Source organism: Pantoea phyllosphaerae (assembly GCF_051025595.1).
Taxonomy (GTDB): domain Bacteria; phylum Pseudomonadota; class Gammaproteobacteria; order Enterobacterales; family Enterobacteriaceae; genus Pantoea.
The window spans coordinates 116,534-130,193 of record NZ_JBPFDE010000006.1 but is presented as its reverse complement, the minus strand read 5'-3'; the positions used below and the strand labels follow the sequence as shown (position 1 = coordinate 130,193).

General features: G+C 59.5%; 11 protein-coding genes. 7 read left to right on the top strand and 4 right to left on the bottom strand.

Features of this window, described 5'->3' with window-relative positions; translation table 11 throughout:
- Positions 1 to 177 precede the first annotated feature (177 nt).
- The 4 genes from iolD to ACR6A7_RS10360 all read left to right on the top strand — a co-directional run bounded on the left by iolD (position 178) and on the right by ACR6A7_RS10360 (position 5,217).
- A complete protein-coding gene (gene iolD / locus ACR6A7_RS10375) occupies positions 178 to 2,118 on the top strand; it encodes a 3D-(3,5/4)-trihydroxycyclohexane-1,2-dione acylhydrolase (decyclizing) (protein WP_434124790.1) in 1,941 nt (646 codons plus the stop codon).
- Between the two features lie 58 nt (positions 2,119 to 2,176).
- Entirely contained in the window at positions 2,177 to 3,193 is a 1,017-nt protein-coding gene (gene iolG, locus ACR6A7_RS10370; protein WP_434124789.1) for a bifunctional inositol 2-dehydrogenase/D-chiro-inositol 1-dehydrogenase, read from the top strand.
- 57 nt (positions 3,194 to 3,250) lie between these two features.
- Complete coding sequence (iolE, locus tag ACR6A7_RS10365) at positions 3,251 to 4,147, top strand: myo-inosose-2 dehydratase (RefSeq protein ID WP_434124788.1); 897 nt, start codon at positions 3,251 to 3,253, stop codon at positions 4,145 to 4,147.
- A gap of 230 nt (positions 4,148 to 4,377) precedes the next feature.
- Positions 4,378 to 5,217 (top strand): MurR/RpiR family transcriptional regulator, encoded by an 840-nt coding sequence (locus ACR6A7_RS10360; protein WP_434124787.1) that lies wholly within the window; start codon positions 4,378 to 4,380, stop codon positions 5,215 to 5,217.
- Positions 5,218 to 5,286: 69 nt separating this feature from the next.
- On the opposite strand, the gene iolB is transcribed toward ACR6A7_RS10360, so the two are convergent.
- Both iolB and ACR6A7_RS10350 read right to left on the bottom strand, forming a co-directional pair.
- Positions 5,287 to 6,102 carry a 5-deoxy-glucuronate isomerase gene (iolB, locus tag ACR6A7_RS10355; RefSeq protein ID WP_434124786.1) on the bottom strand — a complete coding sequence of 272 codons (816 nt, stop codon included), beginning with the start codon at positions 6,100 to 6,102 and terminating at the stop codon, positions 5,287 to 5,289.
- An 83-nt stretch (positions 6,103 to 6,185) separates the two neighbouring features.
- Positions 6,186 to 7,691, bottom strand: coding sequence for a CoA-acylating methylmalonate-semialdehyde dehydrogenase (locus ACR6A7_RS10350; RefSeq protein WP_434124785.1), 1,506 nt, complete (start codon positions 7,689 to 7,691; stop codon positions 6,186 to 6,188).
- Between the two features lie 402 nt (positions 7,692 to 8,093).
- Here ACR6A7_RS10350 and ACR6A7_RS10345 point away from each other — a divergent pair, with 402 nt between their 5' ends.
- The gene (locus ACR6A7_RS10345; protein ID WP_434124784.1) at positions 8,094 to 8,909 is read left to right on the top strand and encodes a TIM barrel protein; all 816 of its coding nucleotides are present in this window, start codon (positions 8,094 to 8,096) and stop codon (positions 8,907 to 8,909) included.
- A gap of 91 nt (positions 8,910 to 9,000) precedes the next feature.
- On the opposite strand, the gene ACR6A7_RS10340 is transcribed toward ACR6A7_RS10345, so the two are convergent.
- Positions 9,001 to 10,218 (bottom strand): MFS transporter, encoded by a 1,218-nt coding sequence (locus ACR6A7_RS10340; protein WP_434124783.1) that lies wholly within the window; start codon positions 10,216 to 10,218, stop codon positions 9,001 to 9,003.
- A gap of 320 nt (positions 10,219 to 10,538) precedes the next feature.
- Here ACR6A7_RS10340 and ACR6A7_RS10335 point away from each other — a divergent pair, with 320 nt between their 5' ends.
- Complete coding sequence (locus tag ACR6A7_RS10335) at positions 10,539 to 11,585, top strand: AI-2E family transporter (protein WP_434124782.1); 1,047 nt, start codon at positions 10,539 to 10,541, stop codon at positions 11,583 to 11,585.
- On the opposite strand, the gene ACR6A7_RS10330 is transcribed toward ACR6A7_RS10335, so the two are convergent.
- Complete coding sequence (locus tag ACR6A7_RS10330; RefSeq protein WP_434124781.1) at positions 11,582 to 12,265, bottom strand: FadR/GntR family transcriptional regulator; 684 nt, start codon at positions 12,263 to 12,265, stop codon at positions 11,582 to 11,584. The two genes, ACR6A7_RS10335 and ACR6A7_RS10330, sit on opposite strands and share 4 nt — an antisense overlap.
- 167 nt (positions 12,266 to 12,432) lie before the next feature.
- Between ACR6A7_RS10330 and uxuA the strand changes: the two genes are divergently transcribed.
- A complete protein-coding gene (gene uxuA / locus ACR6A7_RS10325; RefSeq protein WP_434124780.1) occupies positions 12,433 to 13,617 on the top strand; it encodes a mannonate dehydratase in 1,185 nt (394 codons plus the stop codon).
- Positions 13,618 to 13,660 lie beyond the last annotated feature (43 nt).

Here is a 13,660-nt window from a genome sequence, read left to right as displayed (position 1 = left end):
CGCATTTCACGGTTAAATTTGATCTCAATCGCAAAATGAAATGTTTCTTCTGTAATCGTATTTTATGAAAAATATATTTGTTTATAATCGCTTCACGTTTCAGTTACCTGCGGTCGCTTTTGCGATACGCCACGTCGCTGACCTGCTACCAGGTTGCAGCATGTAGAGGAAAAGCATATGGCCACCATCAGAATGACCACCGCACAGGCGCTGGTTAAGTTTCTTGATAATCAATACATTAATGTCGATGGCGTGGAAACGAAGTTCGTAAAAGGCCTCTTCGCTATCTTTGGTCACGGCAACGTGCTGGGACTGGGTCAGGCGCTGGAGCAGGATAGCGGCGATCTGACCGTTTATCAGGGCCGTAACGAACAGGGTATGGCGCATGCCGCAATGGGCTTCGCTAAACAATCTCTGCGCCGCCAAATTATCGCCTGTAGTTCGTCGGTCGGACCGGGTGCCGCCAATATGATCACCGCGGCGGCCACCGCCACCGCTAACCGCATTCCTCTACTGCTGCTGCCTGGCGATGTCTTCGCGACGCGTCAGCCCGATCCGGTGCTGCAACAGATTGAGCAGAGCCACGATCTCAGCATCAGCACCAACGACGCCTTCCGCGCCGTAAGCAAATACTGGGATCGCGTCAGCCGTCCTGAGCAGCTGATGACCGCCTGCATTAACGCGCTGCGCGTGCTGACCGATCCCGCTGAAACCGGCGCGGTGACCCTCGCGCTGCCGCAGGATGTGCAGAGCGAAGCCTGGGACTTCCCGGACTACTTCTTCCAGAAACGCGTACACCGTCTCGATCGTCGCCTGCCGACCGCCGCGCAGCTAAACGACGCGCTGGCGCTGATTAGCCGCAAGCGTAAGCCGATGATCGTACTGGGCGGCGGCGTGAAATATTCCGAAGCGGGCGAGGCGCTGCGCCAGTTTGCCGAACGCTATCAAATCCCCTTCGCCGAAACTCAGGCGGGCAAAGGCACCATCGTCTCTGACCATCCGCTCAACGTTGGCGGCGTGGGCGAAACCGGCTGCCTGGCTGCCAACCTGTTGGCGAAAGAGGCGGATCTGGTGATTGGCGTCGGCACGCGCTACACCGACTTTACCACCGCATCAAAATGGATCTTCCAGCATCCGGAGGTCAGCTTCCTTAACGTTAACGTCAGCAACTTCGACAGCTACAAGCTCGACGGCGTGCAGTTGCTGGCAGACGCGCGCGAGGCGCTTGTCGCGCTGGAGGCGGGGCTGGCGGATAAAAACTACAGCAACGACTGGGGCGATCAGATCGCGCAGGCGCAGAGCAAACTGCTGAAAGAGACGCAGCGCGTCTATCAGGTGGAATACAGCGGCGACGGCTTTATCCCGGAAATCGCTGACCATATCGATCGCGACGCGGTGTTCGCCGAATTCAATCGCCTGACCCAGTCGGTGCTTACCCAGAGCCGCGTGCTCGGCACGCTAAACGAGCAGCTCCCAAAGGATGCAGTGATTGTCGCGGCAGCGGGCAGTCTGCCGGGCGATCTGCAACGCGTCTGGCGCACCCGCGACTACAACTCGTACCACGTTGAGTATGGCTACTCCTGCATGGGCTATGAGGTTAACGCCGCGCTGGGCGCGAAGCTGGCGCAGCCGAATCGTGAGGTTTACGCGCTGCTGGGCGACGGCTCTTTTATGATGCTGCACTCCGAGCTGGTCACCTCGATTCAGGAGCGCACCAAGATCAACGTGGTGCTGTTCGACAATATGACCAACGGCTGCATCAACAACCTGCAGATGGAACACGGCATGGACAGCTTCAGCACCGAGTTCCGCTTCCGCAACCCGGAAGGCGGCAAGCTGGACGGCGGCTTCGTGCCGGTGGACTTCGCCGCCATCGCGGCGGGCTACGGCTGCAAAACCTGGCGCGTTACCACGCTGGAGCAGTTGCAGGTCGCGCTGGAAGAGGCGCGTCAATCGCCGGTTTCAACGCTTATCGACATCAAGGTGCTGCCGAAAACCATGGTGCACAAATATTTCAGCTGGTGGCACGTCGGCGTAGCGCAGGCTTCCACCTCTGAACGCACGCAGGCGGTGGCGGAGAAGCTTAACGCTCACCTCGACCAGGCGCGCAAATACTAATATTCCGGCCGGAACCGCCGGCCCTTTATTTCTCGCTATGAACCCTACAGGTGTAATTATGACTTTGAAACTTGGCGTTATCGGTGCCGGCGCAATCGGCCAGGAACATATTCGTCGCTGCAATAATGTCCTGCAGGGGGCAAAAGTAGTGGCGGTATCGGACATCAACGTGGATGGCGCGCGCGCCGCGCTGCAGCGCCTCAATATCGAGGCGGAGGTCTACGCCGATGGCCATCAGGTGATTAATTCACCAGAAGTCGACGCGATTCTGGTGACCTCCTGGGATCCGACGCATGAAGAATTTACGCTCGCGGCCATCGCCGCTGGCAAGCCGGTGTTCTGCGAAAAACCGCTGGCGATGAGCGCGGAAGGCTGCCGTCGCGTGGTGGATGCAGAAATCCAGCACGGCAAGCGTCTGGTGCAGGTCGGCTTTATGCGTCCGTACGACGCGGGCTACCGTGCGCTGAAAAAAGTGATCGTCGAGGGCGGCATCGGCGAGCCGCTGATGCTGCACTGCGCGCACCGTAACCCTGCGGTGCCAGAGAGCTACACCACCGATATGGCGATCACCAACACGCTGATTCATGAGCTGGACGTGCTGCGCTGGCTGACCAACGACGACTATAAGAGCGTGCAGGTGGTCTTCCCGCGCGTGACGTCGAAGTCGCATGCGCGCCTGAAAGATCCGCAAATCGTGCTGTTCGAAACGCAAAAAGGGGTGCGTATCGACGTCGAGATCTTCGTTAACTGCGCCTATGGCTACGATATCCAGTGCGAAGTGGTCGGCGAAACCGGCATCGCGAAGCTGCCGGAGCCCGCCTCGGTGCAGATGCGCAGCGAAGCCAAACTCTCCACCACCATTCTGACTGACTGGAAAGATCGTTTTATTGAGGCGTATGACGTTGAGCTGCAGGCCTTTATCAACGACGTGAAGGCGGGCGACCTGACTGGCCCATCCGCCTGGGACGGCTTCGCCGCCTCGGTAGCCGCCGACGCCTGCCTGAAAGCGCAGCAGAGCGGCGCCATTGAGCCGGTAGAAATGCCGCCGCGTCCCGCCTTCTACGACAAGAAATAAGCGTTTCCCTCTTCTTGCGGGCGGCTGTGGCCGCCCTGACCCGTCAGGATTAAACAGATGAACAAAGAAAATGTAAAACTGGCCATCGCGCCGATCGGCTGGACCAATGACGATATGCCGGAGCTGGGCAAAGAGAACACCTTTCAGCAGACGGTGAGCGAGATGGCACTGGCGGGCTTTACCGGCAGCGAAGTCGGCAGCAAATATCCGCGCGATCCGGCGGTTCTGAAGCCGATGCTCGACATCCGCGGCATCGAGATTTGCAACGCCTGGTTCAGCACCTTTTTCGCTAACGGCGACAAAGCGAAAACCATCGACGAATTCGTCAACCACATGAATTTTCTGCACGCCATGGGCGCACGCGTTATCGGCTGTTCCGAGCAGAGCAAAAGCATCCAGGGCACCACGCTGCCGGTGCTGGAGCAAAAGCCGATCTTCACCGACGAAGAGTGGCGCCTGACGGCCGAAGGCTACAACGAACTGGCGGAGATTGCCGCGGCGAAAGGGATGCGCGTGACGCTGCACCATCATATGGGCACCGGCATTCAGACCGTGGAAGAGATCGACCGCTTTATGGCGCTGACCAATGACAATGTCGGGCTGCTCTACGATACCGGGCATATCTACTACTCCGAAGGCTCGCAGCAGGCGATGCTCGACGTGCTGCAGAAATATCTGCCGCGTATTTTTCACGTTCACCTGAAAGATGTCCGCGACGAGATTGTCGCCGAAGTACGCGACAACCACCTCTGCTTCCTCGACGGCGTGAAGAAAGGCACCTTTACCGTACCGGGCGACGGCGTTATCGACTTTAAGCCGGTGTTTAAGATACTGGAGGATTACGGCTATAAGGGCTGGATGGTGGTCGAAGCCGAGCAGGATCCGGCGCTGGCCAATCCCTTTGAATATGCGGTAAAAGCGCGCAAATATATTCGCGAGCACGCCGGGCTGTAACGTCGTTCACCGGCCCCTCCTGCACGCTTCACTGCCGTGCAGGAGGGGCCGTTCTGCTTTTTCGCCTGCTTTTCACCGCTATTCCCACCCCATTCCCTGCATTATGTGAGGTAATTCATAAACCGATGAAATAAACCCCGCGGTGGGCGCAAACAAATGAAATTTTCCATCCATCTGGTACTATAGCGCTCATTATCCAGCCATTTTTCCTTTTTTGACGGGCCGAAGTAATGACTAATAACCCTACTCAACTCTCCCTGTTACAGGATGATATTCGTCGCCGCTACGAAACGCTGAGCAAGCGCCTGAAGCAGGTGGCTCGTTATATTCTCGACAACAGCAACAGCATCGCCTTTGATACGGTGGCCTCTATCGCCGCGCAGGCTGACGTGCCGCCGTCGACGCTGATTCGCTTTGCCAATGCGTTCGGCTTCAGCGGCTTCAACGAAATGAAACAGGTTTTTCGTCAGCACCTGATGGAAGAGACGGTCAACTATACCGAGCGCGCGCGCCTGTTCCGCCAGACCGCCACCGATGACGCCGCCATCTCACCGGAAAGCCCGGCGGAGATCCTGAATGTCTTTACGATGGTCAATAGTCAGGCGCTGCAGCAGCTGGCGATGCAGGTCAATCCCGACCAGCTCAACAAAGCGGTACAGCTGCTGAACGAGGCGGAGAATATCTATGTTATCGGTCTGCGCCGCTCGTTTAGCGTCGCCTCCTATCTGGTTTACGCGCTGCGCCATCTCGAACGTCGCGCTTTCCTCATCGACGGCCTGGGCGGCATGTTCACCGAGCAGCTCAGCCTGGTGAACCCGAAAGATGTGGTTATCGCTATCAGCTACTCGCCGTACGCGCGCGAAGCGGTAGAACTGGTGGAGTTGGGCGCGAAGCGCGGCGCGCATCAGATTGCCATTACCGACAGCCAGGTCAGCCCGCTGGCGGCCTTCAGCGACGTTTGCTTTGTGGTGCGCGAAGCGCAGGTGGACGGGTTCCGTTCGCAGGTCGCCTCGCTCTGCCTGGCGCAGACGCTGGCGGTGTCGCTGGCGTTGAATAACGTCAGTGCTTAAATCCGATACTTAGCATGAAAAAAGGGCAACCCTGAGGTTGCCCTTTTTCATTTCTGTATCTCACCGCGGCTAGCCGCGCGGATAGCTGTCGCTGTTTACCCAGGCGTGATCTTTCTCCCAGGTAAATTTCCACAGCCGCACCGGGCCGGCCATGACGTTCAGATAGTAGTTGTTGTAGCCGGCAATGGTCGCCACCGGATGGTAGCCGCGCGGCACGGTCACGACGTCGCGGTTATAGGGCGCCATACACTCATCAAGCGAGCGGTCGTCAGTATAGACGCGCTGCATGGCGAAGCCCTGCTCTGGCTCGAAACGGTGATAGTAGGTCTCTTCCAGATAGGTTTCGTTTTCGCTGTTTTCTTCGTCGTGCTTGTGGCTCGGATAGGAGCTGGTATCACCTTCGTTGGTATAGACCTCAACCACCAGCAGGCTATCAGCCGGTTTGTCGTCGGGCAGAATGTTGTGCACCAGCCGCTGATTGCGCCCCTTGCCGCGCTGCTCGACACCCACATCCGCTGGCGCAATCAGGCGCGCCGGCAGATTGCCCTGGCCAGGGGCGTTGCAGACCGCCAGCTCCAGGTCGCTGTCGGCGACGATTTCCACCTCGTCATTATGCGGCACATATACCGAATAAGGCGGCACGCGCTCGAACGGCGACATCCGCTTGCCGATGCCGGGAAAGTCAGCATGGCGCGTTTTCACCGAGGCGAGTCCCGCGACCAGCACCAGGCACAGCTCTTTATCGCCGCTGCTCAGGCGCAGCGTGTCGCCTTTCTTCAACAGATAGGCGTCAAAACCGACATAGCGCCATCCCGCGCTTTCCGGGGTGACGTGCTGGATGCGGCCGCTGGCGTCCGGCTGCTGCGCTTTTGCAAGAAAAGACATCCCACTCTCCTTTTTCAATCTGCAAACAAGCCGCTACAGGCGCGTCTCTGCAGGCCTGTAGCGGTAATGATGGCGTGATGGATTTAGCTCAGGGTCGGCATGCTGAATTCCGAGACCGTCTGCTGACCGCTCGGCCAGCGCGCCGTGGCGGTTTTCATGCGGGTATAGAAGCGCACGCCGTCCGGCCCGTGCACGTTGAGCGCGCCAAACACCGAACGCTTCCAGCCGCCAAAGCTGTGGAACGCCATCGGCACCGGTACCGGTACGTTGACGCCGACCATGCCCGCTTCCACATCCTGCACAAACTCGCGCGCGGTATTGCCGTTGCTGGTGAAGATGGCGCTGCCGTTGCCGAACTCATGGCTGTTGACCAGCTGCAGCGCGCTGGCATAGTCCGGCGCGCGCATAATGCTCAGCACCGGCCCGAAAATCTCTTCGCGCCAGATCGTCATCTCCGGCGTCACGTTGTCGAACAGCGTGCCACCAATGTAGTAACCTTCCGCATGACCCGGCACCTGGAAGTTGCGGCCGTCGACCACCAGCTTCGCCCCCTCCTGCTCGCCCTTGTCGATATAGCCCAGCACCTTTTTCTGGTGCGCAGCGGAGACGACCGGCCCCATCTCATTCTCTTCCGCGCCCTGCTTGATGCCAGGCCCGACGCGCAGCGCGTTAATCAGCGGCGTCAGGCGCGCAATCAGTTTGTCGGCGGTGTCGTCGCCGACCGCGACCACCACCGGCAGCGCCATGCAGCGCTCGCCGGCCGAGCCGAATGCGCCGCCCATAATGGCGTTGACCGTCGCATCGAGATCGGCATCCGGCATAACGATGGCGTGGTTTTTCGCCGCGCCGAACGCCTGCACGCGCTTGCCGTGGGCGCTGGCGGTTTTGTAGATATGCTCGGCGACGCCGGACGAGCCGACGAAGCTTACCGCCGCAATGCGCGGATCTTTATAAAGCTGCTCAGCATCTTCGTTAGAGGAGTGCACCACGTTGAAGACGCCGTCCGGCAGACCCGCCTCTTTTAGCAGCTCGGCCATGCGCACCGCCGCCGACGGATCGAGCGCCGGTGGCTTAAGCACGAAAGTGTTGCCGCAGGCGAGCGCGATAGGGAACATCCACAGCGGCACCATCGCCGGGAAGTTAAACGGCGTAATGCCCGCTACCACGCCCACCGGCTGCATCAGCGAATAGCTGTCGACGCCGGTGCCGACGTTAGCGGAGTATTCACCTTTAATCAGATGCGGAATGCCGCAGGCGAACTCCACGACTTCCAGCCCGCGCGTCAGCTCACCCTGCGCGTCCGACCAGACTTTGCCGTGTTCGGAGACAATCAGTTCAGCCAGTTCGTCGCGATGCTGCTCCATCAGCGCCTTGAAGTTAAACAGGACGCGGGCACGGCGCAGCGGCGAGGTTTTCGACCAGGCGGGAAAGGCTTCGTGCGCGATTTTAATCGCTTCGGCGACTTCCGCGCCGGTGCTCTGGGTAAGCTCGCGCGCCACTTTTCCGGTCGCCGGGTCATAGACAGGGATGGTTTCGTTGCTGGCGCTGTAGGTAATCTGACCGCCAATGAAGTTTCCTGTGATGTTCATTTCATAGCCTCTTAAGAAGTGTGAGTTCCCTGCAGAGCCTCAGCGTGACGCCACGCTGTCTGATCAGGCAACACCGAAAGCATGCTATGAAGCTATTACAGTGAAATAAATTTTTCAAATGAAAGTTTTTGAAAAATTCCCTTTTAGCGGCATGGATCGCATTTTTCCTGATGGCATAAAAAACCGCGCGCTGTAAGGGCGCAGAGTGCGTGTTGCCAGGCGGTTCAGGCACAATTTCCTGTTAACCGGAAGGGGCAAAAACGGCTCGGCAGGGACGGAAAATGAAATTATTGAGAGGCAGATCTCAACCTTTGCATTCCATAATTCACTATTTATGAAATAAATGTTTTCTTTGCCGTCAGCTTATTCCCTTATCTCTTGCATCGCCACAGGAGCCGCAGCATGGCCATCGATCCGACCCGTTTCTGTATTAACCGTAAAATTGCGCCGAACCTTTCTTTAGAAGCCTTTTTCCAGCTCGTTCAGCGCCTGGGCCTGAACAAGGTGGAACTGCGTAACGACATGCCGAGCGGAAAGGTGTGCGACGACCTGACCTATGAGCAAACCCGCGACCTGATCGCGAAATACAACATTGAGGTAGTGACGATCAACGCCCTCTACCCCTTCAACCGCGTGGATGAGGCGCTACTGGCGAAAGCGGACGCGCTGCTGCGTGACGCCCAGGCGATTGGTGCCCGCGCACTGGTCATGTGCCCGCTGAACGAAGGCGTCGAGATTACGCCGGAAGAGACGCTGACAGCGCTGCGCACGCTGGCGCCGCGCTTTGCGCAGCATGGCGTTCAGGGCCTGGTCGAGCCGCTGGGCTTTCCGGTCAGTTCGCTGCGCTCGGCGGTACAGGCACAGCAGCTGATCCGTGACGCGCAGGCGCCGTTTAAGCTGGTCATCGACACCTTCCACCACCATCTGTATGAGCATGCCGAGCAGGAGTTCCCTGCGGAGATCGACGTTGAGATGATTGGCCTGGTGCACCTTTCCGGCGTGGAAGACAGGCGCGCCACCGCAGAACTTACCGATGAAGAGCGCATTATGCTGAGCGACCGTGACGTGCTGAACAGCGTGGCGCAGGTGAAACGTCTGGAGATGCTCGGTTATAAAGGCGTCTACGCTTTTGAGCCCTTCTCATCCGAGCTTAACGGCTGGAGCCCTGCTGAGATTGAGCGCCAGATCCGCCACAGCATCTCGCTGCTTCAGGCCTGACTATCACGCGGCGGGCTCTTCGTCCGCCGCGTTGCCCTACCCTTATCTGTGTCTTGCGACACGTTTTTGGCCTCGGTCGGAGGCCGCTTTTTTAACCTTCCTTCGCCTCTTCCGACGCCATCGGCAGCCGACGCGCCAGCCGCAGCGTGCAGAACAGCCCCAGACAGACCAGCAGCGCCGTCAGCAGATAGACCAGCGGCACGCCCGCAAAGCTCATGATAAAGCCCGCGATCGGGCCGGTAATCCCCAGTGCTAAATCCATAAAGGCGGTGTAGGTCGCCAGTGCGCTGCCCTGGTTCGCCTGCGGCACCGCTTTTACCGCCACTACGCCAAGCGCCGGAAAGATCAGCGAAAAACCGGCGCCGGTTAGCAGCGCGCCGGTTTTCGCCATCCAGGGATCAACCGCGCCCGCCACCAGAAACAATCCGACCGCCTCGACCGCCAGACAGGCGGCCGCGACGCGCAGCCCGCCGAAGCGGTTAATCGCGTTGGGAAAGAGCAGCCGCGCGCCGACAAAGGCGGCGCTAAACAGCGTCAGTGCGAAGGCCGCGCCGTCCCAGCCTTTCGCCTGATAGAAGAGCGTAATAAAGGTGGCGATAACGCCGAAGCCCGCCGATCCCATCGCCAGAATCAGACCGAAGCCGTAAATCTTGCCGAGCACGTCGCGAAACGGCAGCGGCCGCGCGCGGCTGCCCTTTACCGCCGGACGCGGCAGCGCCAGCGCGATCGCCAGCGCGCAGATGGCGATAATGACCACGGAGAGCAGCAGCAGCCCACCCTCCCGATAGATCATGACGCCCAGCGGCGCGCCCAGCGCCATCGCGCCATAGGTACAGATGCCGTTCCACGAGATGACGCGACCAATATGCAGCGAGCCGACCCGCGCCACGCCCCATAGCGAGGTGCCGGTACCGGTAAAACTCTGGCCGACGCCGAGGATCACGCGTCCTGTGCAGAGCAGTATCAGGCTGGCGACAGGCGAAGCGGCCAGCCAGGTCGCCAGCAGGTAGCAGAGACCGCTGAGCAGCACGCCCACCAGCCCCAGCACCACAATGCGCTTCGGCCCCCAGATATCGGCGTAGCGCCCGGCATGAGGACGGCTCAGCAGCGTTGCCACATATTGCAGGCTGATGACGACGCCCGCCCAAAAGGCGCTGTAGCCGAGCTGGTCATGCACCAGGCCCGGCAGCACCGCCAGCTGCAGGCCAATAGTGAGATAGCTGGCGAAGTTATAGATCACAATGGAGATAATCAGCAGGGTTAAGCCGATCCCCTTATGAGCGGGTTCCGCTGCAGGTTGGTCTGGCATGACAAAGTGCGCTCGTGGTTGACTGAATTTACTCTACAGCTTGCCACCATAAGGAGAATATTTCGAGCCGCCGCCGCATCCGGGAGGCAGGTTTAGTCATCGGCTGTCATTGATGCTCCTGAGTTTTCAGCTGCGCGTCACCGCTCTTACGCGGAGATCATCAACATCGGCGGGCTTGCCGCCGTCAGAGAAGCGATCGGTAACGACATCCTGACCACGGTAAAAAAGTCTGATTATCGCTGCGCTTTTATTGAAGAATCAGGCGTTTAATTACCATTCAGCTACACTACTCTCTGCGGTCTGGCTTTACGGGAGAGGGAATGAGCGAACCACTGCAGGAAAAAATAGGGCAAAATATTCTGACTAAGCTGGCTATGCTGGTGATTATTCTCGCCGGGATCCGTGCTGCCTCCGATATTATGGTGCCCTTCTTACTGGCTGCTTTTTTTGCCATCGTGCTCAATCCTATCGTCACCTTCCTGATGCGGCGTGGCTGGCGACGCGGGTTAGCGATCACGGTGGTCATCACGGTGATATTTATCGTCATTTTGCTGCTGGTGGCGGTGCTGGCCAGTTCGGTCAGCGAATTCTCCGATCTCTATCCGCAGCTGCGCGCCACGCTGGAGCAGAAGATGAGCGTGGTGCAGCACCTGGCGTCAGGCATCGGCATTCACGTTTCCACCACTACGCTGGTGCAGCGCTTCGATCCCAATATGCTGATGTCGTTCGCCACCGTCGCGCTGACGCAGTTCTCCGGCATGATGAGTAATTTCGTGCTGCTCATTCTGACCGTGGTCTTTATGCTGTTCGAAGTGCATCACCTGCCCTACAAGATGCGTAACGCGTTGACCAATCCGCAGATCCGCATTGCCGGGCTGCACCGGGCGCTGAAAGGCGTAACGCATTATCTGGCGCTAAAGACCCTGATCAGCCTGATTACCGGTGTGTCGGTATGGGGCTGCCTGTTTCTGCTTGATATTAAATTCGCGCTGCTGTGGGGCGTAGTGGCGTTTATTCTTAACTACATTCCCAATATCGGCCCGATCATCGCAGGCATCCCGCCGGTGCTGCAGGCGCTACTGCTCAACAGCCCCTACGACGCAATGCTGGTGGCGGCGCTGTTTACCGCGATTCATATGGTGTTCGGCAATATGCTGGAGCCGCGCGTGATGGGGCGCGGCCTGGGGCTCTCGACGCTGGTGGTGTTCCTGTCGCTGATTTTCTGGGGCTGGCTGCTTGGTCCGGTCGGCATGCTGCTCTCGGTGCCGTTGACCAGCATCACGAAAATCCTGATGGAGACCACGCCGGGCGGCAGCCGACTGGCGATTATGCTCGGCGCCGGCCGTCCTAAACGACATAAAATCTAGCCCAGCAGACGCCGCTTCACCTGCGCCAGATGGCTCTCCATCGCGGCGCGCGCGGCGGCGGCGTCGCCTGCGTGGATAGCCGCGGCGATCTGCTGATGGTCGCGGTTCATCTCATCGGTAAAGGCGTTATCGGCAAAATGACGCTCCAGCCGCCGGAAGCGCGCGCTGTCGCGCTTGTTCCAGAGAAACTCCATCATCTCACGCAGCACCTCATTGCCGCTCATTTCACTGATCAGCAGATGAAAGCCCTTGTCCTGCTCGAGAAAGTCCGCGTCGTTGGCGCGGTAGCGCAGCAGCGTATCGGCCAGCGCGCGCAGCTGTTCGCGCTGCGTCGGGGTGCCATTGCGCGCCGCCATCTCCGCCAGCATCCCCTCGAAAGCGAGACGCGCCTGCAACAGATCGTCCAGGCTGTAATCTGCCTCCGCTGCGGGCGTGCTGGCGGACGGCAGCGGCTGCATCGCGAAGACGCCGTTGCCGGTGCGAATATCTACCCAGCCGGTCATCTCCAGCGCAATCAGCGCCTCGCGCACTGAGGAGCGGCTGACCCCCAGCTGCTTTGCCAGCTCGCGCTCCGGCGGCAGCGCCGCGCCTGGGGCAAACTCGCCGCGTTGAATGCTTTCCATAATCGCACTGGCGATCTGGCGATAGAGACGTTCTGTTTTTAGCACAGGCAGCGCCATGTTTTTTCTCCTGTCAGCAGCGGTGCAGCGTAGCACAGGCCGCGCCCCCTTTCCGACAGACGCAATTCACTGCGCTGCGATCGCGATCACGGCCTTTCGCGTCAGGCTAGCATACTCTTGGCCCAGCGGCCTGACCACTGGGCCAAATTTGCGGCTAAGGAGTAAAAATGGAACATACATGGCGCTGGTATGGCCCCAACGATCCGGTTTCGTTAGACGACGCGCGGCAGGCGGGCGCGACCGGCATTGTGACCGCGTTGCACCATATCCCCAACGGCGATGTCTGGCCGGTGGAGGAGATTAAAGCGCGTCAGGCGCTGCTGGCGGAAAAAAATCTGGTCTGGTCGGTGGTTGAAAGCATTCCGGTGCACGAGGCGATCAAGACGCAGCGCGGCGACTATCAGCGCTATATCGCCAACTATCAGCAGTCGATACGCAACCTGGCGGCCTGCGGCGTCGAGACGGTGTGCTACAACTTTATGCCGGTGCTCGACTGGACGCGCACCGATCTCGCCTGGACGCTGCCGGACGGCGCCAAAGCGCTGCGCTTCGACGCTGACGCCTTCGCCGCCTTCGAGCTGCATATTTTGCAGCGCCCCGGCGCACAGCAGGATTATTCAGCGGCGGAGCAAGAGACGGCCGCACGCTGCTTCGCCGCCATGAGCGATGAGGATAAGGCGCTGCTGACGCGCAATATTATCGCCGGCCTGCCAGGCGCGGAAGAGGGTTACACGCTGGATCAGTTCCGCGCGCAGCTGGCGCAGTACGACGGCATTGATAAAGCGACGCTGCGCGAACATATGGCGCTCTTCCTGCGCGCCATCGTGCCGGTCGCCGAAGAGGTCGGTATTAAGCTGGCGGTGCACCCGGACGATCCGCCACGCCCGATTCTCGGCCTGCCGCGTATTATCTCCACGGAGGAGGATATGCAGTGGCTGAAAGAGACGGTAGACAGCCTGCACAACGGCTTCTGCTTCTGCACCGGCTCTTACGGCGTGCGTGCCGATAATAACCTGACGCAGATGGCGGCGCGGTTCGCAGACCGCATCAACTTTATCCATCTGCGCGCCACGCAGCGCGAAGCCAACCCCAACAGCTTCCACGAGGCGGCCCATCTGGCGGGTGATGTCGATATGGTGGGCGTGATCAGGGTAATTCTGGCGGAAGAGCAGCGCCGCCGCCGCGCGGGCGAGAAACATGCGATCCCGATGCGTCCCGATCATGGCCATCAGATGCTCGACGACCTGCACAAGCGCACCAATCCAGGCTATTCGGCGATAGGTCGCCTGAAAGGACTGGCGGAGCTGCGCGGCGTCGAGCTGGCGCTGCGCCAGACGCTGTTCAACGATTAATATCGGCAACACAGGGCATGGGCGACACCACGCCGCCTTTTGC

Bases quoted from the DNA above. Each gene is read 5' to 3' on its own strand.
- iolD (WP_434124790.1), top strand. From the start codon at position 178: ATGGCCACCATCAGAATGACCACCGCACAGGCGCTGGTTAAGTTTCTT.
- iolG (WP_434124789.1), top strand. From the start codon at position 2,177: ATGACTTTGAAACTTGGCGTTATCGGTGCCGGCGCAATCGGCCAGGAA.
- iolE (WP_434124788.1), top strand. From the start codon at position 3,251: ATGAACAAAGAAAATGTAAAACTGGCCATCGCGCCGATCGGCTGGACC.
- ACR6A7_RS10360 (WP_434124787.1), top strand. From the start codon at position 4,378: ATGACTAATAACCCTACTCAACTCTCCCTGTTACAGGATGATATTCGT.
- iolB (WP_434124786.1), bottom strand. From the start codon at position 6,102: ATGTCTTTTCTTGCAAAAGCGCAGCAGCCGGACGCCAGCGGCCGCATC.
- ACR6A7_RS10350 (WP_434124785.1), bottom strand. From the start codon at position 7,691: ATGAACATCACAGGAAACTTCATTGGCGGTCAGATTACCTACAGCGCC.
- ACR6A7_RS10345 (WP_434124784.1), top strand. From the start codon at position 8,094: ATGGCCATCGATCCGACCCGTTTCTGTATTAACCGTAAAATTGCGCCG.
- ACR6A7_RS10340 (WP_434124783.1), bottom strand. From the start codon at position 10,218: ATGCCAGACCAACCTGCAGCGGAACCCGCTCATAAGGGGATCGGCTTA.
- ACR6A7_RS10335 (WP_434124782.1), top strand. From the start codon at position 10,539: ATGAGCGAACCACTGCAGGAAAAAATAGGGCAAAATATTCTGACTAAG.
- ACR6A7_RS10330 (WP_434124781.1), bottom strand. From the start codon at position 12,265: ATGGCGCTGCCTGTGCTAAAAACAGAACGTCTCTATCGCCAGATCGCC.
- uxuA (WP_434124780.1), top strand. From the start codon at position 12,433: ATGGAACATACATGGCGCTGGTATGGCCCCAACGATCCGGTTTCGTTA.